Annotated in this window: 15 protein-coding genes, 1 pseudogene and 1 riboswitch; of the genes and pseudogenes, 8 read left to right on the forward strand and 8 right to left on the reverse strand. The window is 49.0% G+C overall.

Going from position 1 to position 23,284, the window contains the following annotated elements:
• Nucleotides 1-223 precede the first annotated feature (223 nt).
• Complete coding sequence (locus DRJ53_RS16050; RefSeq protein ID WP_114236685.1) at nucleotides 224-544, reverse strand: transposase; 321 nt, start codon at nucleotides 542-544, stop codon at nucleotides 224-226.
• Between the two features lie 75 nt (nucleotides 545-619).
• On the opposite strand from DRJ53_RS16050, the pseudogene DRJ53_RS16055 reads away from it, so the two are divergent.
• The 3 genes and pseudogenes from DRJ53_RS16055 to DRJ53_RS16065 form a co-directional block, all read left to right on the forward strand.
• Nucleotides 620-1,024 (forward strand): annotated as a pseudogene (locus tag DRJ53_RS16055) (IS5 family transposase); the annotation flags it as partial.
• A gap of 108 nt (nucleotides 1,025-1,132) precedes the next feature.
• Nucleotides 1,133-1,483 carry a DUF1622 domain-containing protein gene (locus DRJ53_RS16060; protein ID WP_114236687.1) on the forward strand — a complete coding sequence of 117 codons (351 nt, stop codon included), beginning with the start codon at nucleotides 1,133-1,135 and terminating at the stop codon, nucleotides 1,481-1,483.
• 263 nt (nucleotides 1,484-1,746) lie between these two features.
• Nucleotides 1,747-3,471, forward strand: coding sequence for an FAD/NAD(P)-binding protein (locus DRJ53_RS16065; protein ID WP_114236688.1), 1,725 nt, complete (start codon nucleotides 1,747-1,749; stop codon nucleotides 3,469-3,471).
• Nucleotides 3,472-3,511: 40 nt separating this feature from the next.
• Here the strand turns inward: DRJ53_RS16065 and DRJ53_RS16070 are convergent, their stop codons facing one another.
• Complete coding sequence (locus DRJ53_RS16070; protein WP_114236802.1) at nucleotides 3,512-4,096, reverse strand: DUF1543 domain-containing protein; 585 nt, start codon at nucleotides 4,094-4,096, stop codon at nucleotides 3,512-3,514.
• Between the two features lie 219 nt (nucleotides 4,097-4,315).
• Between DRJ53_RS16070 and DRJ53_RS16075 the strand changes: the two genes are divergently transcribed.
• Nucleotides 4,316-5,731, forward strand: coding sequence for a cryptochrome/photolyase family protein (locus DRJ53_RS16075; RefSeq protein WP_123893628.1), 1,416 nt, complete (start codon nucleotides 4,316-4,318; stop codon nucleotides 5,729-5,731).
• Between the two features lie 195 nt (nucleotides 5,732-5,926).
• Here DRJ53_RS16075 and DRJ53_RS16080 read toward each other — a convergent pair whose 3' ends face one another.
• The gene (locus DRJ53_RS16080) at nucleotides 5,927-6,205 is read right to left on the reverse strand and encodes a hypothetical protein (RefSeq protein WP_114236690.1); all 279 of its coding nucleotides are present in this window, start codon (nucleotides 6,203-6,205) and stop codon (nucleotides 5,927-5,929) included.
• Between the two features lie 123 nt (nucleotides 6,206-6,328).
• Nucleotides 6,329-8,359: a PAS domain-containing sensor histidine kinase gene (locus tag DRJ53_RS16085; RefSeq protein WP_123893630.1), complete on the reverse strand. Its 2,031-nt coding sequence runs from the start codon at nucleotides 8,357-8,359 to the stop codon at nucleotides 6,329-6,331.
• Nucleotides 8,360-8,726: 367 nt separating this feature from the next.
• On the opposite strand from DRJ53_RS16085, the gene DRJ53_RS16090 reads away from it, so the two are divergent.
• The 3 genes from DRJ53_RS16090 to DRJ53_RS16100 all read left to right on the forward strand — a co-directional run bounded on the left by DRJ53_RS16090 (nucleotide 8,727) and on the right by DRJ53_RS16100 (nucleotide 14,252).
• Complete coding sequence (locus DRJ53_RS16090) at nucleotides 8,727-10,226, forward strand: choice-of-anchor I family protein (protein WP_114236692.1); 1,500 nt, start codon at nucleotides 8,727-8,729, stop codon at nucleotides 10,224-10,226.
• Nucleotides 10,227-10,582: 356 nt separating this feature from the next.
• Nucleotides 10,583-10,777, forward strand: a riboswitch (cobalamin riboswitch).
• 133 nt (nucleotides 10,778-10,910) lie between these two features.
• Nucleotides 10,911-11,882 carry a ribonucleoside-diphosphate reductase small subunit gene (locus tag DRJ53_RS16095; RefSeq protein ID WP_114236693.1) on the forward strand — a complete coding sequence of 324 codons (972 nt, stop codon included), beginning with the start codon at nucleotides 10,911-10,913 and terminating at the stop codon, nucleotides 11,880-11,882.
• Nucleotides 11,883-11,900: 18 nt separating this feature from the next.
• Entirely contained in the window at nucleotides 11,901-14,252 is a 2,352-nt protein-coding gene (locus DRJ53_RS16100; RefSeq protein WP_114236694.1) for a ribonucleoside-diphosphate reductase subunit alpha, read from the forward strand.
• Nucleotides 14,253-14,364: 112 nt separating this feature from the next.
• On the opposite strand, the gene DRJ53_RS16105 is transcribed toward DRJ53_RS16100, so the two are convergent.
• The 4 genes from DRJ53_RS16105 to DRJ53_RS21155 form a co-directional block, all read right to left on the reverse strand.
• Entirely contained in the window at nucleotides 14,365-14,757 is a 393-nt protein-coding gene (locus tag DRJ53_RS16105; RefSeq protein WP_114236695.1) for a MerC domain-containing protein, read from the reverse strand.
• A 42-nt stretch (nucleotides 14,758-14,799) separates the two neighbouring features.
• Complete coding sequence (locus DRJ53_RS16110; protein ID WP_114236696.1) at nucleotides 14,800-15,708, reverse strand: NAD(P)/FAD-dependent oxidoreductase; 909 nt, start codon at nucleotides 15,706-15,708, stop codon at nucleotides 14,800-14,802.
• Nucleotides 15,709-16,090: 382 nt separating this feature from the next.
• The gene (locus DRJ53_RS16115) at nucleotides 16,091-20,134 is read right to left on the reverse strand and encodes a T9SS type B sorting domain-containing protein (RefSeq protein WP_123893632.1); all 4,044 of its coding nucleotides are present in this window, start codon (nucleotides 20,132-20,134) and stop codon (nucleotides 16,091-16,093) included.
• 345 nt (nucleotides 20,135-20,479) lie between these two features.
• Entirely contained in the window at nucleotides 20,480-20,713 is a 234-nt protein-coding gene (locus tag DRJ53_RS21155; RefSeq protein WP_123893634.1) for a hypothetical protein, read from the reverse strand.
• A 295-nt stretch (nucleotides 20,714-21,008) separates the two neighbouring features.
• Here DRJ53_RS21155 and DRJ53_RS16125 point away from each other — a divergent pair, with 295 nt between their 5' ends.
• Nucleotides 21,009-23,111: a glycoside hydrolase family protein gene (locus DRJ53_RS16125; protein WP_206609807.1), complete on the forward strand. Its 2,103-nt coding sequence runs from the start codon at nucleotides 21,009-21,011 to the stop codon at nucleotides 23,109-23,111.
• Nucleotides 23,112-23,284: the final 173 nt, after the last annotated feature.

The raw sequence follows: 23,284 nt of genomic DNA on the forward strand, positions 1-23,284 counted from the left end.
CACCGTAAACATTCAGCCCTAAACTACCAAAGTCCAATGGAATATGAAAACCATTACTTTTATTCTTTAACCTAAGCAAGTCAACTGTTCATCAAAACCGGTACACCTCAACTGGGCCTTATACCTTTGGTGCCACCAGAAGCCTTGTAATGATAACTGCTGGACTGCAGTGAAGACCAGGCGAGCAACTTGCTGACCGCCACGCCTCTGCTTCGATAAGCACCTACAAGCCCTTGCGCCTCCTGTCGTGGGCATCGCTTTTTTTTAAAAGCTCTGTTTTGAATTCCAGTTCCAGGGCCTGGTTGCCAATAATCTTTTTAAGCCTGGCATTTTCCTCCTGCAAGGCTCTGAGTTCAGGATCAACCTTGTGATACTGGGGTTCTAATAGCGAGGCTCCACCTGCATTAAACTGGCGCTTCCAGCGCTGATATACACTGTGGGACAAATTGTGTTTGCGAAGCGTTTGGGTGATGCCATATTGGTCGGCTTCCCCAATGATCTGTAGTTTCTGCTCAGCAGAAAACTGCCTCCTTGCATTTGACATAATCCTAAATTTAAGTGACTTAATCAATTTAATAAATCACTCCAGCCATTTAGGGGGCTAAGACAGAAGGGAAAGGGAACTAAGATCATGGTACTTGCGGATGAAAAGAGTCGTCCTGTATCCATAGTGATTGCTTCGGCATCCATTCACGAAGTAAAACTGGTGGAGCAGGTCATCGCGGAGCGTGCAAGCAGGCGAAAACCAAGACGCATCACAGGTGACAAGGCCTATGACTCGGATGCGCTGGACAAAACATTGAAAGCAAAGGGCGTTGAACTGAATGCGCCACACCGAAAAGGCAGGCGTAAACCACCCTCGCAGGACAGAAGAAAGCTAAAAGCATACAAAAGAAGATGGAAGGTGGAGCGATTTTTCGCTTGGCTGTTCAACTTCAGGCGTTGCGCCTCCAGATATGAGTACAAAGCCCAAAACTTCAAAGCATTCCTGCTGCTCGCTTCAGCCATTATCCTAATCAGATAATTTTAAGACAACCTCTAAACTGTTATTGAAGCCATAACCTTGGTACTGTTCAACACTTAGAGTGCTCTGTGTAGATGAATAGGTGAGCAAAAAAATTAAATGTAAATCATGAAGGAAATAGCAGAAATAGTTACCGGGCATTTAAGCAGCATCATTGAGTTATTGGCTGCTTTGGTTATATCGGTAGCACTGATCAAGTTTTTGTATAAATATATCAAGCATATCGTTCATCCAAACGAAGGCGTTACCAATCAAACCATACGGATACATTTTGGCAGTGCACTAACGGTTGCACTGGAACTGCTCCTCGCTGCCGATATCCTGGCAACGGCTATTGCGCCAACCTGGGACGATATCGGAAAGCTGGCCGCAATAGCTGTTTTGCGGACTGCATTGAACTACTTTTTGGAAAGAGAGCTCAAGAACAATGAATCAGAAATGAGGAAAGCGAAAGATTGATTACTGTGGTGATTAAACTGTTTGGCGTTAAATGTGAGCGCCTTTTTCAAATTGTTCTATTCCTACTCATCCGTCAAAGATTGCAGGCAACTCACAGGATTGATAACGTGAGTTAGTCATTTCAACCGGTCTTTAGATTCATGCTTATAATTGCCCCAACGAAAATTATCCACACTGTAAATCAACACCAGTCAGAACCTTTTCCTTTTCCCGCTGTTAATTTACCAAACGTGGCTTTAATTTACGCAAAAACGGACAGGGCAATGGAACGGGGAAAGAAGCAATTAGCGATTATTGGCGGTGGCCCTGCGGGTCTTTTTTTGTACAAACGTTTGGTGGCGGCGAATGACACCGATTGGGAAATTCATATCTACGAAAAAGGCAGCCAGTTGGGTGCCGGCATGCCCTACAGCCACGAAGGTGCCAATGATGAACATGTGACCAACGTGTCGGACAACGAGCTACCCGGGCTGGTAACATCGATAGAAGAATGGATCAAGACAGCACCCGAAAACCTGCAGCGGCGGTTTGGTATCCATGCCGGTAATTTCAATGAGTATAAAGTGGTGCCCCGGCTCCTGTTCGGCAGTTATTTGTCGGCGCAGTTTCAATTGCTGCAAGAAAAGGCAGCAGCACAGGGATTGGTCACCGAAGTTTTTTTGCAATGCAACGTCACCGATATAGCGCCCATACCCGGTTCGGAACAACTGGCCGTGCTGACGGCGGCCAACCGGCACATTTATGATGCAGTGATTGTTTCCACCGGTCACAATTGGCCTATCAAACACGAAGGAAAAATTCCCGGCTATTTCGATTCGCCTTATCCACCTGCCAAACTGCAGCAAAAGCTGGCCCACCCAGTGGCCATCCGCGGGGCATCGCTTACGGCGTTCGATGCGTTGCGTACGCTGTCGAGGAAAGCAGGTACTTACCATCGTCGCGACGACGGCATGCTGTCGTACACCCTCAACCCTGAATGCGCTGGATTTAAGATAGTGATGCATTCGCTTTATGGTTTGCTGCCCGCCATCCGTATTCATTTTGACGACGCCAGCCTTTCCCGTGATGCAGGTATTACGGAAGAAGAACTGCAGCAAAACAAGGAAGCCAACGAGGGATTTGTATCGCTGAATTTCCTGTTCGAACGAAATTTTAAAGCGCCGTTCCGCGAAAAAGATCCCGGGTTTTATGACCGGATCAGGGACATGCGCATCGAGGAGTTTGTGGACGCGATGATGGATTTGCGGGAACGACTCGATCCATTTACCCTGTTCAAAGCGGAATACGCCGAAGCCGAAAAAAGTATCCGCCGGCAGCAACCGGTACATTGGAAAGAAATGCTATCGATTTTATCGTTTACGATGAATTACCCGGCCAAACATCTTTCTGCCGAAGATATGTTGCGCCTGAAAAAAGTGCTGATGCCCCTGATCTCGATCGTGATTGCTTTTGTGCCGCAAAGCTCCGCCCAGGAACTGATTGCACTGCATGAAGCAGGCGTACTGGATCTAATTGCCGTTGACCGCGACAGCGAAGTGATTCCGCAGGAAAAGGGCGGCGTTATTTACCGGCACACAGACGAAAGTGGCGCACAGCAGAAAGTATATTACCCCGTTTTTGTAGACTGCATTGGCCAACCACAGCTTTCCTACGACCAGGTGCCATTTCCGGCGCTGCGCAACACCGGTGCTATTTCGCCGGCAAGGCTTCGCTTTCGCAATGTGGAAAAAGCAAAACAACTAAAAGAAGAAGGCACGATGAAGATCGAGGAGGACAGCAGCGGCAATTATTACCTGCCGGTGCCGGGCATTACCATCAATGATCATTTCCAGGTGTTGGACCAGTACGGCGCTTACAATCCGCGGCTCTACATGATGGCCGTGCCTTATATCGGCGGGCTCAACCCCGACTACTCCGGGCTGGACTTTTGCGAAGCCGCATCCCAACGCATCGTGGCGGCGTTGTTAAAAACAGAAGTCGTTGCTTAAATGTTGCGGATGGTTTTTAAAGGGTGTTTGACACCCTTTTTTAGTTGTCGTCTACTTCTTTCGGCGTTACTTCCTGCGGCGCCCATTTGTCCACCGTATCGAGTTTAAAATAACCCAGATGGATCACATCTTCTGCAACATCCGGCGCTGCCGCGTCGATGGCCAGGCTGTATTTCCCTTTCACCGATGCCGGTAAAATATCGCGGATGGCATAAATATCGTCTACATCCACACCGTACTTGTCATCGATGTGGGCATTGGCGCCTTTGAAACCGGTATGGCGAAAAAACGCTGTTTGCTTGGCGGCCTTTACGGCTTCGCCTTTATCCGGCGCCGCCACGATCATTTTATAATGAAATTCTTCGAACTCACCTTTTTTATAGCCCCCCAGGTTTATAAAAAACAGTTGCACGTTGCTGTTATGTTCAGGGTCGGACGTAACGCTAACCGAGTAACCATTGACCAGTGTTACTTCCCGCCAGGCATCAAGGTGCAGGCCCCTTTTTGCCTCCGGCCAAAACTGGAGTACCTGCGGCACCAGGTCGCGGATGGTTTCGCCAATGCCAAAAAATACATCATGCTGTTCGGTGTGTCGTCCGGGTGGCGTGGCACCAACAAGTAACATAAAGAGTTTTGCCATAAATAAGGAAGCGATAAATTTCGGGCCAAAGCGGTAAATGGTTTATATCAATAAAAGTCAACAATGCATTTACACTTGTAGTTCATTTCAATGAGCCCTCGTTTTTCGATTTCAATGCTGTTCTCGAGGAAATTTTACTGATTTCGATTGATCCATAATTCATCAATCCGCATTCAACCATTCCGGCCCCTACCTGTTTCTATTTTGGAGGATCCACGAATGACGATCGTATGGTTTCGCAGGGATTTAAGGCTGCGCGATAATCCAGCGCTGGCTGCAGCGGTGAAAGCCGGTGCAATACTGCCCGTGTATATTTTGGAGGAAGAAAACGGTTGTACCATTGGTGGCGCCAGCAAATGGTGGCTGCATCATTCACTCAAAAAACTTGATGAATCACTTGATGGAAAGCTCCATTTCTTTCAAGGTCGCGCCGAGGTGGTTTTGCCCAAACTGGCAAAAGCAGCCAGGGCAATAGCGGTGTGCTGGAATGATTGCTACGAGCCCCATTTTGTTGCCAAAGACGGGGCGGTAACTACCGCACTGGAACAGATGGAAGTTGCGGTTCACCGGTTCAATGGCACCATGTTGTGGGAACCCAACCAGATCATGAAAAAAGATGGAACGCCGTACAAAATATTTGCGCCGTACCTGCGGGCAGCACTGGCCGAAAAGCCCCCACCACCGCCTGCTGCAGCACCGCGTTCCATTCAATATGCCGATGAAACAACGCCCGGTGCGGTAACCCTGGAAAAACTAAAGCTCATGCCCGGGATCGAATGGTATAAAGGCATTGAAGCATCCTGGGAACCCGGCGAGGAAGCGGCACAAAAACTACTGCGCAATTTTGTAACTAAAAAGCTGCCGCATTATGCTGCCGACCGCAACTATCCTAGCCAGGATATCCTGTCGCGCCTGTCGCCGCATTTGCACTACGGCGAAATATCGCCGGCTACAATTTGGCATGCCATACACAAAGGCACCGGTCACCGCGACAGCGTGCAAAAATTTACCAGCGAGTTTGTATGGCGCGACTTTGCCTGCTACCTGCTGTACCATTTTCCGGAAACCGCGGAAGAAAGTTATAACGAGCGGCTGAAACATTTGGCCTGGAAATACAATGGCCGGCTGCTGCGCAAATGGCAAAAGGGCCAGACCGGCATCCCGATTGTGGACGCAGGCATGCGGCAACTATGGCAAACGGGCTACATGCACAACCGGGTGCGCATGATCACTGCTTCTTTTTTGATTAAAAACCTATTGACCGACTGGCGCACCGGCGCTGCCTGGTTTATGGATTGTCTTGTGGATGCCGACCAGGCAGTGAACACCATGAACTGGCAATGGGTGGCCGGTACCGGCCTTGATGCTGCACCGTTTTTCCGCGTGTTCAACCCGGTGCTGCAATCAAAAAAGTACGACCCCGATGCAACGTACATCACGACGTATGTGCCCGAGCTTAAAGACCTGCCCAAACGATATATCCACGAGCCGTGGTTGCTGCCCAAAAAGATCGCAGAATCTGCAGGTTTCACACCGGGTAAAGATTACCCACTGCCCTGTGTTGATTTGCAGGAGTCGAAGGATGCGGCATTGAAAGCATTTCGGGAAACGAAGCGTTGACTTTATTGAATTGATTACGTGTTTCAATTGGTGAAATATTAGTGGATCGTTTGCCCTTCTTGCAAAGCACCAATGGCATCAAATAAAAGGGCCTGCAAATATGATTATTTGCAGGCCCTTTTATTTTTACGAAAATCTATCGATAGTTAGTTCATTATAAAACCGAATAGGCGGCGCATTTAATACCCAATCCTTTTACCCACGATACTCCGGCACCGATACCGGGTCCAACAATTGGTGAAATAAGGTCACCATCCGTTCGGGTTGTTCCTGGAAAAACGAGCTGCGTATGGAGAGCGGCACCAGTTTTACCGTGGCCAGAAACTCCGAGCCAGCGGAAAATATTTGTTCGTCGTTGAAACGCCCATGTAAGTTCAGGCCCTTTTTGAAAAACGTGGTTTGCGATACGCACTCTTTAAACAAGAAAGCGATCAACATTTCTTGGGTGGGAAACACTAATTGCACCAGCTTCATGGAAAATGTTACTGCAAAAGATATTCCAAGGTGCATTGAATGCAGCGAAAGGGAACATTTTCCAGGAAAATAAGCGCAACTGCCGCGGCAAATGCCGCTAAAAAAAAGACCCTTAACCGGCAATTACATCGGCAGATATATGGAAAACACAGACCCTTCGCCAGGTGTGCTCTGCGCCTGGATAAAACCATTGTGGTTTTCGGCCACTTTTTTTGCGATCGACAACCCCACTCCTGTCCCGGTATATTCCGACTTGCCGTGCAACCGCATAAACATCTGGAAAATGGTTTCCTTGTATGTTTCATCAAATCCAATCCCGTTGTCTTTTACAGAAAATACATGGTAACGAACACCATCTAATGCTGCATCGGATGCGGTTACTTCAATTTTCGGTTGCACACCCGGTTTGCTGTATTTAATCGCATTGCTCAAAAGGTTTTGAAACAATTGCTGCAACTGCCTTTTGTAACCCTGCACCACCGGCATTGGCCCCACTTCAAACACTGCGCCTTTCTCCGCAATGTGCAGTTCCAGGTCTTCCAATACGCGGCTAATGATGTTGTTTACATCAACACTATCTTTTTCGTGCGGCCGCTGGCTGATATGCGAGTATTGCAACAGGTCGTCGATCAGGTTGCTCATGCGCTGCGAAGAACCTTCGATGCGTTCAAACGAACGGCGCTGCACATCGTTGAGGTGTTCGCCCAACTGGTCTTTCAACAAGGATGTAAAAAAGTGGATCTTGCGGATGGGTTCTTTTAAATCATGCGAAGCTGCATGTGCGAACTCTTCCAAATTTTCATTGGAACGTTTCAACTCCGTGATGTTCCGTTCCAGTTGCAATTGCAGTTGCTTCAACTTGGTGTAATCGGTCAGGTGTACAATCACATCGCCGTTCATTTGCACGGCGCCCATCTCATTGTGGATGTTCAGGCCATCAGCCTCGTAGTGATTGTCCCAAAGTTTTGCAACACCAGTGGTAGCAACTTCCTTGATGTATTTGTAACTATCGGTTTGGAAATAGCCGGGAAAGAATTCACTAACCCGTCGCCCTTCCAGTTCTGCAGGTTTTTTACCCGCATAATTGGCATAAGCTTCATTAGTCAACTTGTATTTAAAGTCAACTATTTCACCGCTTTCAATAATGGGCTCCAACACCTGCAACGGCGTGGTAAATATGTTGATGATGTTTTGCAAATAAGCGTACGACGCCATCAGTTGCAGGTGCGCATCCTGCAATTCTTCGGTTTGCTCTTCTACCTGCCGCTCCAGTTCTGCTGCAAACTGTTTTTGCTCGGTAATGTCTTGCACCACTGCCAGCATTTTTAGCGGCTTTTTGTCGGCATCCATCGTCACCGTTCCTTTCAGCCTGATCCAGCGCTCCGTTCCATCTGTATGATAGATCCGTGATTCATATTCAAGGCGCCCATCCTGGTAAGCCTTTTGGTAAGCCTGTTCGCGCAGCACCAGGTCGTCGGCATGCATCTGCAATAAAAAGTCGGTGCGCTTACTGCCCGAGTTTAACCCGAACATGTTTTCGATCCGCGACGAGATCACAACTTCCTGGGTCTGCAGGTCCACTTCTACAACACCCAGCTCACCGGATTCAATGGCCAGTTCCGCCTTTTCATTGGAGTGCTGCATTTGCTGCACCAGCACCACATTATCTGTTGTTTCGGTACAGGTTACAAACACACCCACCGGCTGGCTAAAATCATCCAGCACCGGGCTGTAACTATAGGTCCAGTAAACGTCTTCCATTTTGCCGTTCCGGTAAATGGGCAGTAGTTGATCTTTATACCAGGTGGCCTCGCCGCCGTTCATCACCGAGGCAATTTGCGGCTTAATATCCTTCCATGTCTCGGGCCACACTTCGGCAGCGGGTTTGCCCAGTGCATATGGGTGTTTGCCGCCGTTACCCAAGCTTGGGCGGTAAGCATCGTTGTAAAAGCAAATGGAATCGGGGCCCCAAAAAAGAAACATGGGAAATTTGGAATGGAGCAAAATACCAAGCGTGGTGCGCAGTGTGCCCGGCCACTGGTCGGGTGTGCCAAGCGGGGTATCGGCCCAATCATAAGCGCGGATCAACGCCCCCATTTCACCGCCACCTTGCAAGAAAGAAAAGGTCTTTATCGTGGCTTGCAGCTGCTCCAAATGCTCAAAATATTTTAAAAATAAAAATGAATGTAATGTATTTCCGTCAAGCGTTGGTTCGGCGCAGCGCAAGCCCGGCAATTACACCTGGTTTATAAAGTTTTACCAATATGATTTTTTCACCAATTCTTGTTGAGCAAAATGGCCGGCGTGGCATATTCTGGCTCATTCGATCGACTACCAATTCGCTATTAACTTCTCCATTATTTCTGCTCCACATCGCCTTCTAAAAAGTTCCGCTATCCCACACAAAGGAATTAGCAAAAATCGCCTACATACCATCCGCCATCACAATTCATTATTCGATAATAATAGGATAACTCACCGTTGACACAGGCCGTTTATCTATGGGGTTCAAAATCATTGAATGAAACGAAACCACCTGCTGGCTGCCTGCTCCTTGGCAGTGCTTTTATTTGCCTGTAAAAAAAATGACCTACCGCACAACGAGCCCAAAGAAGACCCTGCAACATTTGCCGAAATCGGCAGCATCGACATTGGCGATGCAGGCGCCGCAGAAATTACTGCCTACGATCCCACCACCCAAAGACTGTTTGTGGTTAACAACAGTTCAGTCAACAAAATTGATGTACTCGATTTTTCAAACCCTGCTGCGCCGGCTTATATCCACAGCATCAGCATGGCGCTCATTGGCGGGTTTGTCAACAGCCTTGATGTAGACAAAGGCGTGCTGGCCGCCGCCGTTGAAGCAGTAAACAAACAGGAACCCGGTAAAGTGGCCCTGTTCAATACCACCACTTATGCGTTGATCAAAACCGTTGCGGTAGGTGCACTCCCCGACATGGTTACGTACAGCCCCGATGGTAAATACATCCTCACCGCAAACGAAGGCGAGCCCTCATCCGATTATTACAACGACCCGGAGGGAACGGTGTCTATTATTTCGGTAAAAGATAATTACGCGGTTACCACCATTGGCTTTGGTGTATTTGCCAAACAACAGGCTGCGCTGGTGGCAAAAGGGCTGCGGGTATTTGGCCCCAACGCCAGCTTTGCACAAGATATGGAGCCGGAGTACATCACCGTTTCCGACGACAGCCGCACGGCATGGGTAACCCTGCAGGAAAACAACGCCATTGCAAAAATTGACCTGCAGGCAAAAACGGTAATCGACATTTTTCCCTTAGGATTCAAGCATTACAACAGCGCAACAAATGCTATTGATGCAAGCGACCGCGATGGCGCCATTGCATTTAACCCGCAGCCCGTTTGGGGCATGTACCAGCCCGATGCCATTGCGTTTTACCTGGCCGGCGGCACGCCCCTGCTCTTCACTGCCAACGAAGGTGATGCACGGGAGTATGATGCTTTTGCCGAAATAAAGAGAGTAAAAGATTTAAAACTAGACGCAGCAGCATTTCCGGATGCAGCCATTAAAACAGATGTACGACTGGGCCGGCTGAATGTGACCAGCACGCTGGGCGATACCGATGGTGATGGCGATTATGATGCCTTATACTCGTTGGGTGCACGCAGCTTTAGCGTATGGAATGGCAACACCGGCGCACAGCTATACGACAGCGGCAACGACCTGGACCGCCGTGCCGCTAATGCAGGCCTGTACGATGACGGCCGCAGCGATGATAAAGGCGTGGAACCCGAAGGCCTGACGATTGGCGAGATCAACAGGCGCCCGGTATTGTTTGTGGGATTGGAACGGGCCGATGCAGTGGCCGTTTATGACCTGACCAACACCGGCACACCCAGGTTTTTGAAAATGCTGCCCTGCGGCGATGCACCCGAAGGCGTTTTGTTTATTAATGCTAAAGACAGTCCCACACGCAAAAGCCTGCTGGTGGTGAGCAGCGAAAACGATGGAGTGATTAAAGTGTACAGTACGAAATAAAGCGATACAGTTAGGCCATTGCAAGAGATAACATTAAAGCAATGATTGCTTAACAATGCGGTAAAATTGGACGCCCAACTTTAACCCATAATTCAAATAAATACTTCTCATTACGATCCCTGTTTCTACAGGGATCTTTTTGTTTTTAAAGTGTATGCAATCTAAAAATGATCCGCAGATATAACATTGTTTTTCTGTAAAAAAAGAAAATTCACATCACTGCTATGGCCGCATCTGCAGGCATTTGAGTGGCGTGAGTACAATGATCACATTGCTTTTTAAACGGCTGTGCTTTACAACAAGTTATGCACAGCCCGTGCAAAACATATTGCAGTCCGCAGCTACTTAAGTCCTTACTTCACTGCCTGATAATTGGTTGCAGGTACCCACAGGTACTGCATTAATAGGGAATCCGGTGCAAATCCGGAACTATCCCCGTAGCTGTAAGCTCCGTTTCTGTTGTTTTCACTTCATGCCACTGCCCCGCTGCGGGTGGGAAGGCGGGAAACAAAGGAGCAAGTCAGAAGACCTGCCAATCGTCGATTTAGTAACAATGCTTTCGGGTGAAAGGCACGGTACTGACGGATTTCCGCACAGCGTATTTTGGTGCACCCAATACGCATGATTGCCGATTTGCACCTTCAGCACTACCCCTTTGCCTGCAAGTAAATAAACCCATTTACCATGCAAGCAAACGACGAATTATTGCTCCGCGAAAACAAAGACCGCTTTGTTATTCTGCCCATCAACTACCCGCAAATTTGGGAGCAGTACAAAAAACACGAAGCCAGCTTTTGGACCGCCGAAGAAATTGATTTGAGCAGTGACCTCAAAGATTGGGAAACACTCAACAGCGGCGAACGACATTTTATTGCGCATGTGCTGGCATTTTTTGCTGCCAGCGACGGAATCGTTAATGAAAACCTCGCCGTGAATTTTATGAGCGAAGTGCAATTGCCCGAAGCCCGCTGTTTCTATGGCTTCCAGATCATGATGGAAAACATACACAGCGAAACCTATGCACTCCTGATTGATACCTACATCAAAGACGCCGCAGAAAAACATCGCCTCTTTCATGCCATCGACACCGTTCCGGCCGTGAAGAAAAAAGCAGAATGGGCCCTGCGCTGGATCACCAATGGCTCATTTGCGCAGCGGCTTGTGGCGTTTGCTGCAGTGGAAGGCATCTTTTTCAGTGGTTCGTTTTGTTCCATCTTCTGGTTAAAAAAACGGGGCCTGATGCCGGGACTCACGTTCAGCAATGAGTTGATCAGCCGCGACGAAGGCATGCATTGCGAGTTTGCCTGCCTGCTTTATAGCATGCTGCAACACAAGCTGTCGCAGGAAGAAGTATATGCCATTATTACCGATGCGGTAGCCATCGAAAAAGAATTTATTACTGAAGCATTGCCTGTTGATTTAATCGGCATGAATGCAAGGCTGATGCAGCAATACATTGAGTTTGTGGCCGACCGATGGTTGTCGGACCTGGGCTACCCTAAAGTGTACAACGCTACAAATCCTTTTGATTTTATGGAAATGATTTCGCTGCAGGGAAAGACCAATTTTTTTGAAAAACGCGTAGGCGATTATCAAAAGGCCGGTGTGCTATCGGGCAAAGACACACAGGTATTTTCTACCGACGAAGATTTTTAAACGCTTTAAAACAACACCATGCTGGTAATAAAAAGAAACGCGAAAAAAGAGCCGGTTAAATTTGATAAGATCACGGCCAGGTTGCAAAAGTTAAGCTACGGGCTCAACCCATTGGTTGATGTAATTGACGTTGCCAAAAAAACTATTGAAGGCGTGTATGATGGCGTGCACACCACCGAGCTCGACAACCTTGCAGCGGAGGTATCGGCATCGCTCACCACAACCCACCCTGACTATGCCACACTTGCTTCGCGTATTGCCGTGAGCAATTTGCATAAAAACACAACAAAGAGTTTTTCAAAAACAATGCAATTGCTGCATGCATACACCGACCGCACCACAGGCAGGCATATGCCGCTGATTGCCGACGATGTAATGGAAGTGATTGCGGCCAACGCCGACCTGCTGGACAGCACCATCATTTACGACCGCGACTATGCCTTTGATTATTTTGGATTCAAAACGCTTGAGAAATCGTACCTGTTGCGCATCAATGGGGCCATTGCCGAACGTCCGCAGCATATGTATATGCGTGTGGCCGTGGGCATCCACAAAAAAGACCTCGAGGCTGCTATGCGTACCTACCATCTTATGAGCGAACGCTGGTACACGCATGCTACGCCAACACTGTTCAATGCTGGAACACCCAAGCCGCAAATGAGTTCCTGTTTTTTGCTGACGATGAAAGACGATAGCATTGACGGTATTTACGACACGTTGAAGCAAACCGCGAAAATATCGCAAAGTGCAGGCGGCATTGGACTGGCCATACACAATGTGCGGGCCACGGGCAGCTACATCAGTGGCACCAACGGCACCAGCAATGGCATCATTCCCATGCTGCGTGTATTTAACGATACAGCACGGTATGTAGACCAAGGCGGCGGCAAACGCAAAGGTGCCTTTGCCATTTACCTGGAACCCTGGCATGCCGATGTGTTTGAGTTTTTGGAACTGCGCAAAAATCATGGCAAAGAAGAACTGCGGGCCCGTGATTTGTTCTTTGCACTTTGGATTCCGGACCTGTTTATGAAACGGGTGGAAGAAAATGGATCGTGGAGTTTGTTTTGCCCACACGAAGCACCGGGATTGGGTGATTGCTGGGGACCGGCATTTGAAAACCTGTACCTGCAATACGAAGCAGAGCACCGGGCACGCAAAACCGTAAAAGCGCAGGAATTGTGGTTTGCTATTTTGGAAGCACAAATTGAAACCGGCACGCCTTACCTGTTGTATAAAGATGCGGCCAACAGCAAAAGCAACCAGCAAAACCTGGGCACCATTAAAAGCAGCAACCTGTGTACCGAGATCATGGAATATACAGCGCCGGATGAAGTGGCGGTGTGCAACCTGGCTTCTATTGCGTTGCCGCGGTTTGTGCAGGATGGCGTGTTCGACCACAACAAATTGTACGAGGTAACTTATGAGGCCACACTCAACCTGAATAAGATCATTGACCATAATTATTACCCGGTGCCCGAGGCACAACATTCCAACCTGCGCCACCGGCCTATTGGCATTGGTGTGCAGGGCCTTGCCGATGTTTTTATCCTGATGCGGTTACCCTTTGAAAGCGACATGGCGCGGTTGCTGAATAAAAACATTTTTGAAACGATCTATTTTGCTGCCATGACAGCCAGCAATGACCTTGCAAAAAAAGAAGGCTCTTATTCAACCTTCGCTGGCTCACCGGTGTCAAAAGGTATTTTTCAATTCGATATGTGGGGCGTTGCGCCAAGCGACCGATGGAACTGGGATAACTTAAGGGCAAGTGTGCAACAACATGGCGTACGCAATTCATTGCTGCTAGCACCAATGCCTACTGCATCCACCTCGCAAATTTTTGGCAACAACGAATGTTTTGAGCCCTATACCAGCAACATGTACACAAGGCGTGTATTGAGCGGCGAGTTTATTGTGGTAAACAAACACCTGCTCAATGACCTGGTGGCATTAGGCCTATGGAACAGCGACATGAAAAACAGGTTGCTCGCTGCAAATGGTTCGGTGCAGGATATTCTGGGCATACCAACCGAAATCAAAGAGTTGTACAAAACCGTTTGGGAAATAAAACAACGTAGCCTTATTGACATGGCGGCTGATCGCGGTGCATTTATTTGCCAGTCGCAATCACTCAATCTTTTTGTAGATGCGCCATCCGCCACTAAGCTTACGTCGATGCATTTTTATGCATGGAAAATGGGCCTCAAAACCGGCATGTATTATTTGCGTACACAAGCGGCCGCACAGGCAGTACAGTTTACTGTAAATAAAAATGCTGCGCAGCAAGAAACAACTGGAACAAGCGACCCGGCCGCAACAGGCGCTACTTGCAGTATGCAGGATGGATGCATAAGCTGTGGCTCCTGATGTTTGTATTAAATTGAAAACGCATTACATGTATTATTAAAATGAACAGCCGCCAAAGGTGCACTTTGTCGGATGTTCATTTTAATACTAAAAAAACTTTCTGCATTTCAATCTATGCATTGGAATTGCATGAATGCGCAGTTCTTGACAACCACCAGTTGCCGATATGTGCATAAACGATCAACGCTATGCCACCGCCTTTCAGCAGCACTTCCGCTGCTTCAGTTGCAACAAAGTTGGCAGCAATCATCATGACCAAACCCAGCGCAAATAAAACAGGAATCACAGGTTTGCGGTGCTGTTGCAGGTAACCACGCCAAATAGCCCAGCCGCCTACAAAAAGAGAGATAAGCAAGGTCAGCAACTCAATCAAAAAATGATGCAGCAACTCGATGTTCCATATGGAAAGGGTACTGAAAAATATGGGCAGCACAATGCAATGCACCAGGCACACCAATGCCGAAATAATCCCTGTTCTGTCGTAAATAGATTTATATGCCGCCATAAATATTAAATCGCATTAAATAATTTCTTTGTGAAACATTGATCAAAATGCTGCTTCGATCAATTCCCTGTTGATGGCCGCCCCGGCCTTCATGCCGGCAGCAACCGCCACAGCCACCGACCGCATTGGCGTGGTGTTATCGCCTGCGGCAAAAACTCCGGGTATGGTGGTTCGTTGCAATTCATCCACATGGATAAAGCATTGCTCCGTGAACGTGCAACCAATTTGCGCCGGTAAGGGTGTGCTTTGATGAAAAGGCAGTCGGGTGAACATCGCCGTTAGTTTTACCGGCGCTGTGTTTTCCAACACCACCTCTTCGATCTTGCCCTTGTTGTGCTGTAGCGCTGTCACTTTGTGCTCGACAATCGCAATGCCATGTTGATTCATTTTCGCCTGCTGTTCCGGCGTTAGTGAGTTGGGTCCATTGGTAAACAATGTTAGGTTGGGCGACCAGTGATGGATGAGGCGGCACAGGTCAAATGCGGTATCTCCATTGGCTAAAATGCCAATGGGCTCATTGCGCACCTCATATCCATGACAATACGGGCAGTGCAGCACAGAAATCCCCCAACATTCCGCAAGCCCGGGAATGTGGGGCATTTCATCCCTGATGCCCGTGGCAAAAAGCAGCTTTTGCGCAATAAAGCGATCGCCGGCCTGGGTCCATACTGCGAAACCCGCATCAAATTGTTGCACTTCGGTCACCAACCCACTGTGCAGCGAAACAGTTGGATAATGCAGCACTTCTGCCCTGGCCCGGTTGGCTATTTCGGCTGGTGTATTGCCATCGTTCGTCAAAAAATTATGCGAATGCGGCGTTTGCCGATTGCATGGTTCGCCACCGTCAATAATCGCTACTCGCCGCATTGATCGTCCGAGTGTTAATCCGGCCGCCAGGCCGGCATAGCTGCCGCCGATGATAAGAACTTCAACCTTGTTTATTTCTGCCATGCCAGGAAAATAGATGATGCTTTAAGATTTGGTTGTAACCAGTACATTCCCTTTTGGGTGTTTTGAGACACGTCGGGAAATTGGTCACGCCGGGTGCGAAGATAACCGAAAATCTATTTTTTGCAACATAGTTGCAAAAAATAGATTTCACAGCGTTTTGCTTGCTTAACAATTACAGTGCATTTACAGGCCCCATTGACCGTTCCCTATAATAGCAAAGTGCACGTTGTTGTTTAGGATCGCAGGAATTGTAATGCTGCTCCAGGTGCGCAAGAAATTGATTGCTGAAGACCACGAGTTGATCAGGACATAGAAGAATCACCTGTCACCAATAAAGGACATGTCAAAACTTGTAAGAAGAAGTAATTAAGAAACGAGTCAATTATCGTACGAGCATCACCGTTCCTTTTTCGTGGCGTACATCAGCGCCCTGCAATTGGTAGGTGCAGGTCCAAACAAATGCAGCAGTTTTATCCACTATGCCTTTATAGCCGCCATCCCAACCCCTGCCCGGCTCATCCGATTCATACACTTTTTGGCCCCACCGGTTGTAGACTGCAAAATGATATTTTATGATATCTCCAAAAATCAGCGGCCGAAACAGGTCGTTGCGGCCATCGGTGTTTGGTGTAAATGCGTTGGGTATGTAAAAACCTTCCATGCACTGCTGTGCTGCGAGGAAAATAGAATCAACACCAGTGCAACCGAACTGGTCGGTCACCTTTAGCCAATAATAACCCGGCTGCTCAATGGTAACGGCTTTACTGGCTGCGCCTGTGCTCCACTGGTAAGTGTTGAAATTTCCGCTTGGACGAAGTGTCAATTTTGAATAGCGGCAAAGCATAGTATCTTTTGGCAGGAATGCGCTGGGTAACGGCACTACTGTTTTGATGGAAACAGAGTCCCCTCCCCTACAGCCATGCTCATCTTCCACAGCCACGGCATAAAAGCCAACCTTACTTACCTGCAATGTGCTGCGGTTGCTTCCGTCATTCCACAGGTACTTGGTGTAGCCGCTTCCTGCATCCAGGGTTCGTGTGGCACCGGCGCATAGCAAACTGTCCCTGTTCAAGTGAACTACAGGTTTTTTATAAAGATCCAGGATTGTTAGCGTATCCGACGATTTACACCCAACTGCATCCCACGCATTGATAATATAATCACCACTGGCCTTAACCACCAGTTCCGGCGTAATGTGGCCTGTGTTCCACTCATAATGGTCAAATCCATTGGCCGCCCGTAGCCTGACCGAATCGCCTGCACAAAAACTGGTATCCCTACCCAGGTTCACTGGCGCTGCATAACGTACCATTACAGTGATCGAATCGGTTGCAAAACAGCCCGGCGCATATTCGGCCGTTGCTTTATACTGCGTGGTAATTGCGGGGAAAGCCAAAGCCGTACGGTCGTCTTTTGCAACAAGGCTTTTCGAAGGCGTCCATTTAAAATTTGTAAAACCAGCGGGCAGGGAGATCTGCACCGTATCGCTGTTGCATTTCAATAGATCCTGTCCTAAATCGAAAGGCACAACAGCGGCTGCTTTAATGTCAATCGTATCCGCAAATACGCGGCCGCAGCCATCCGTAGCTGCAACATAGTACATGCCGGGGGCCTTAACCGCAAAAATAGAATCAGTACTGTTATCCTGCCAGCGATAGCTGGCAAAGCCGGCCCTGGCATTGAGGTGTACCGTGCCGCCCACGCAAATGCTGGTATCGGCACCAAGGTTTAAAGTGGTTGATTGAACTTGCGAAACATAAACCTGCAGGCTATCGAAATAGGTAGTGCACCCGGCAACGAGGCCCGCCTTTATCCAATGTGCACCCTGCTGTTTGAACCGGAATACCGCGGTGGAATCGGTGGTTTGGTGCATTGTAACTTTAGCGGTATCGTATTGCCACATGGGCTGCTGCGTGCAACCCGGGTTGGTTGTAAACCGAACGGAATAATTTACCCCTAACCCGCATACAGAAGCAGCGCCCGCAATTTTTAATTGGTTGCATTCAGGCTTGCTGCTGCACAACAACTCACTCACCACTGGGCCGTACTCAGCGGCCGCAACCCTGATGTCGATATTGGGGCTATTAAACGTTTTCGACACCGGCGTAAAACTGATTGCCCTGGCCTGCGGATCGTGGTCAATGATTGTAGGTGTTGCTTTTGTGTACGTACAAGTGCCCAATGCTCCATCGCTGGTAAACTTCATCAGGAACGGGTTGTCGGAGCTATTGGTGATCAATCTTCCCCAGGCATATACATTGCCTTCGGCACTCACAGCCAGGGAGTGTGGAACATTCCACTGCAACAACTGGTATTGGTTAAATGCAAGTATGTTTAAGGCAGTATCTGCTTTTAATAACACATCCTTGTATCCATTGCCATCAAAATGTCGGCTCCAACCATAAAATAAGCCATCACGCATGGCGCCGGCCCTGAAGATTTCCAGTTGCTCAATGGAGCGTATTTTAATGGGCCGCCCCAGCGTATCAAAGCTGGCCATCATAAAACTTGAATTCCGGTCGCCGCTGTAAATAAAATGGTTGCCTTCTTTTTGTGCAAACCGGCTGTATGCCATACCGCTGCCACTGTTTTGGTACAGGTAGCCATTCAATACATTGCCCGTGGTTTTATCAAACCGAACGGAAATGCTACCGTGCATGTTTCCTTCTGCTATTACAATAAGCGTCGACTTTGTGGATACCGCTTTTACGGTGCCCAGGTTGGTATTTGCATTTGCGCTAAATGTTTTGAACCATTGCGGCGCACCCTTGCTGTCCATTTTATAAACGCTGATCTTGGGTGGCTCCATAAAGCCAACTGTGGAACCGGCCAGGTAATAATTGCCTTCATCATCCCGGTGTATGTCCATGCCATCAAACACGCCGCTGGAATAAAACTCGTTTCCTGCTTGGGGCTCAAATGTGCTGTTCCAAAGAACCTCCAGATTGTCGGAAACCAGTGAGAACGTGTAGCGCCGGCTCCCATTATTCAGCGAGCTGTAGGTCAGCAGCATAATGGTACTGTCGGTCATTTTTCGGGAGATCATCGCAGCATTGCTCATGCCGGTAATAATCTTTACGCCCCTGATAAATGAGCCGTTTTCTGAGAATAATTTCAGTCCCCCTTCGCTTTGAACTTCCGAACCGATGATCCTATCCTGCCGGCCGGTTATTGCAATATGCCTGTTGCCCCGCATCAGGTAGCTTCGTACAACAGCATCTACATAGCTGCCGGAGCGATATGTTTTGAAAAATGATTGGAGGCACTCGTCTTCGATGGTCGCCGGCGGACAATAGTTTTCGCGGCACTTGAATGCCTGGCCCAGGGTAGTGTTGGCTTGTACCAAATTTGTTGATTGCACTCCAATGACTACGGGCACTGATTGCGGTGTAGCAGCAGGTTGGTGTACCCGGCTTATTTCTTCGGAGAAAAGAATGGGCAGTGTATTGTATTGGCAACCGGCCAAAATGCCGGTGCTGTCTGTTTTGATCAACACCAGCGTATCGCCGTTCCGGGTATTTAGGCCAAACAAAAATCCGCCGTCAAATGAGCGGGCGACCGAAGCAATGGCGGCACCCACCGGAACATCGTAGGAGCGGATATGTTCGGGGCTGGTTTGATATGCTGCAAAATGACGGAGGAACAACAGTTTGCCCCGTTCCGGAATAGAAAGGCCCAACACATCGCCGGCATTGTCCATTGCGGCACGTGCCGTAAAATCTATGGGCTCGTTGCCGGGATAGCGATGCTCCGCCTCGGCGCTTTCAGAAGAATAAAAAACATTGCGCAGGAATTTGAACTTACCGCTTCCGTCTTTAATGATGCCCGCAAGCCGGCCCCTGCCGTCGAACTCGGTAATGGCGGTAGCCATCATTTCCTCGCCTGCCCCGTTTACCGTATGTGCCGATGCGACGGCCCCTGTTGTTTTGTACACCCCGATAATCCTTGCTTCCTTTTTACCGTTGCCGGTGCAGTTCGCCGCTAACCCTAAGGTTTCGGAATTAATGCTATGGAAACCGCCAAGGCCAGTCATATCGTTGATCTCGATTTGCTGGCTCCAGCGAACAATGCCATCGCCCTGCAGCATCGCCAGCACCACATCCCGCCCGGCATGTGCCGCCACCGCAATGCCATTTTCACCGAAATAATCCATTGCAAAGGCATCGGGCACAAATGGCAGGGAAATCGTTTTTACCCAATCGGTAGTAAAGTCGCTGCGCAGCTGCGCAACAAAAGCCCTTTTGCTACCATCCCTGAAAACGCCGCCAACGATAACGTTTCCATTCAGCAACGCTTCGCCGCTGGCAATAGCAACATCGGCGCCGGCAATGCGCAGCCTTTGCTGGCTGATGATATCGCCACCGTTGGTCATCTTTACCAGGAGCCCTTCGTGCACACCTGTTGCAGTGGTAATATTTCCAATCATGACAAATTCGCGGCTTGGCAGTGTTTGCAGCTTTTTCAATTCCAGTTTGCCACCGGCGGCTGCAGGAATATTTAGGTAAAATGTAGAGGTTTGGCAAATGGGTGCCTGGCTATTTGCTCCAATGAACAGTAAAAGAAATGCAAGCAACCAGACATAGCAATGCAAAACACGCCGGGAACAGCATTTGATTAATGAGGTAAATACAGCGAAGCAGTAGCGGCCAAACAAGGGAGTTAGCTATTGGTTACCAGATGATATAAGCACAGCAATATAGACAAAATTCGACAAATTCTGCGCCGGGCATCGCGGCGCGGACTGTGCAAATGCTGTTGGCTGCTATCGCATTTATGATTCAATCGTGGTTGGTAAAACCGAAAGTGTATTGCTGTATAGCTGTGGACAATTAGGAAATATTATAGTCCGGTTTTTACGACCTGCAGTTATTTGCCCCTTTTGCATCAAATAAATTTGCAATTGAAAGAAAAGATAAATATCAAACACTGTTGCCTCAACTGGCATTTTTGTAAGCATCGCAAAGGAGTAATCGCTTAAGCCAAACACCTTAGATTTTACACGCATACATCCTTGTTTTCCTTTGCCACATGCAGCTTACACAACTTTCCCACCCCGTGTTATACGGCACAAGCACCCATCATTTTTAAACAAAATTTCCCTATTAATACCGGAAATCTCCCCCTCATTCGGCAGCCGGATTTTATGTTGCGCATGAAATTGTTCGACCTTCGGTCGGCAAAAAAGAGCGCAGAAAATAACCGTTGCAGCCAGCATTTTACAGCAGGCCACTCCGGTACATTTTGATACAAAACAAAGCCTGGCGGTGCGTAGCAAAACCATCCCAGCATCTTAACCAGTTATGAAGAGACATGCATCCGGACTGAGCGGAAGAACATTGATTGGCCTGTTTACGCTCTTGGCGCTTTTTGCGGCAAGCGGGGTACAGGCACAGAGCAAGGCGCCCCAGCAAAAAGCAGCGCAGAAATTTGTACACAAGGCCCCAGGCAACCCCTACCTGCCGCTGTGGGAGCACCTGCCCGACGGCGAGCCCCGGGTTTTTGAAGACCCCGACCGCCCCGGCAAGTACCGGGCTTACATCATCGGGTCGCACGACCTGCGGGTAACCAGCTATTGCGGCCCCGATATCCGCGCATGGTCAGCACCGGTGGAAGACCTGACCAGCTGGCGTGATGAAGGACCCATTTTTACCTACGAAATTGACGGGCAGTGGGACGTAATGTATGCCCCCGACCTGGTGGAGGTAAAACGGAAAGACGGCACCAAGGAATATTACCTGTACCCGCACAGCCGCGGCCCCAACCGCGAGGCAATGGTGTGCAAAAGCAACCGCCCCGATGGGCCGTTTAAACCCATCAACCTTACGGAAGATGGCAAGCGTACGGTTCCCGGCAGCATCCTGGGTTTTGACCCGGCGGTGTATATCGAGTACGTAACTGACCCCAAAGATCCCGACTATGAGATCGGTTTCCGGGCCTACGGCTTCTGGGGTTTCCAGCGTTCGTCGGCTGCGCAGCTCGATCAAAAAACCATGTATTCGATCCGGCCCGGCACCCAGCCCATCAGCTACCTGCTGCCCGCCAGCTCCCGCTATGGCGTGATCCGCGAACCGCAGGGCACGCAATACCCACAGATCTATCCCGGCGAAGACCTGGGCACTTTCAACTTTTTCGAAGCTTCGTCCATCCGCAAAGTGGGCAATAAATATGTAACCGTGTTCAGCGGCTACTCGGGCCCCGAGTATGGCGTGGGCAGCTCCAACTCCACCCTGCGTTATGCTTACGGCGATTCGCCGCTGGGCCCCTGGAAAAGCGGCGGCGTGGTGGTCGACTCCCGTGCGCCGGTGCTAAACAAAGACGGCTCCGCCGTGCAAACGACTTATTCAGGCCACAACACCCACGGCAGCATCGAGCTGATCAACGGCCAGTGGTATGTATTTTATCACCGTCCTCCGCGGGGTTTTGGCTATGCCCGCCAGGCAGTGGTAGCGCCGGTAACTGTAAAATGGGATGAAAAACCGGTGGCACAAGGCGGCACCGTTTCCATCCGTGGCTTTGATCCGTATGCGCCGGACAGCGTTTGGTCGGCTAAAGACAGCCAGGGCCGCGAATACAAAGGCGCCGAGGTAACCTCGGAAGGCTTCCATTTTTACGGGCTTGATCCGTACCAGTATTATTCTGCCGGTTATGCCTCCTATTTGTCCGACAACAGCATCCAGAAAGATTCCTGGGATATTTGGGATAACCACATGCCGATTGAGCAGGTGAAAGCCGGCCACATCATTGGCTATAAATACTTTGGTTTTGGCGGACTGAAAAAAGCGGCGCATGGTTTGAAGGCATTTGAAGGAACATCGAAAGGCGCCAACACGCAGTTCAACCTTTTCTTGACGCCGAAAACCGACAAAAGCTTTAAGGTGTCCGTTTGGTTGGATGGCCCCTGGGACAATGCAACCTGGAAAGGCAAAAAGATAGCCGAGATTGTAGTGCCGGCCAATGCTAAAAAAGAAGTAACCCAGTTTACCGCCGATGTAGCCCAACATGTAGATGGCCTGGATAAAAAACACGCGATCTTCCTGGTGGCCGATGGCCCCGAGTCGGAAGAATTGTTCAACCTGGCCGGTCTTGGTTTTAGCTCCAAGAAAAAGAAGATCGTTCGGCCAGTAGTGCCTACCGTGAGCATCTTGGTAAACGGGCAACCGGTAACCATTCCTGCTACGCCGGTACGTTCAACCAACGCCAATGGCATTGTGGGTTATGATATTTACGAAACAACCTACCAGGTTCCTGCAGGCACCAACGGTGTGCCCAAGGTAACGGCATCATCCAACAACCCGAAAGTAAAAGTATCAGTAACGCAGGCGGAGTCGGCCACCGGCACCGCACAGGTACAGTTCGACTACAACGGTATGGTGAAAACCTACCGGGTGGTGTATAAAAATTAAAGCAACGGCTGCCGCACAGCGGCTGTTGAATCTATTTTAATATGAACAAAAAGAGCGATTCTCCGGAATTGCTCTTTTTGTTTGCCCATACGGCAATGGCTGCATTGTTAACCTTCCGCTTACATGGCACGACTTGTGTCTTTTACCTACAACCAAATGCACCTTCATTTGTA

Origin of the sequence: Paracnuella aquatica, assembly GCF_003332885.2 — a bacterium.
In the GTDB taxonomy this organism is placed as follows: domain Bacteria; phylum Bacteroidota; class Bacteroidia; order Chitinophagales; family Chitinophagaceae; genus Flavisolibacter; species Flavisolibacter aquaticus.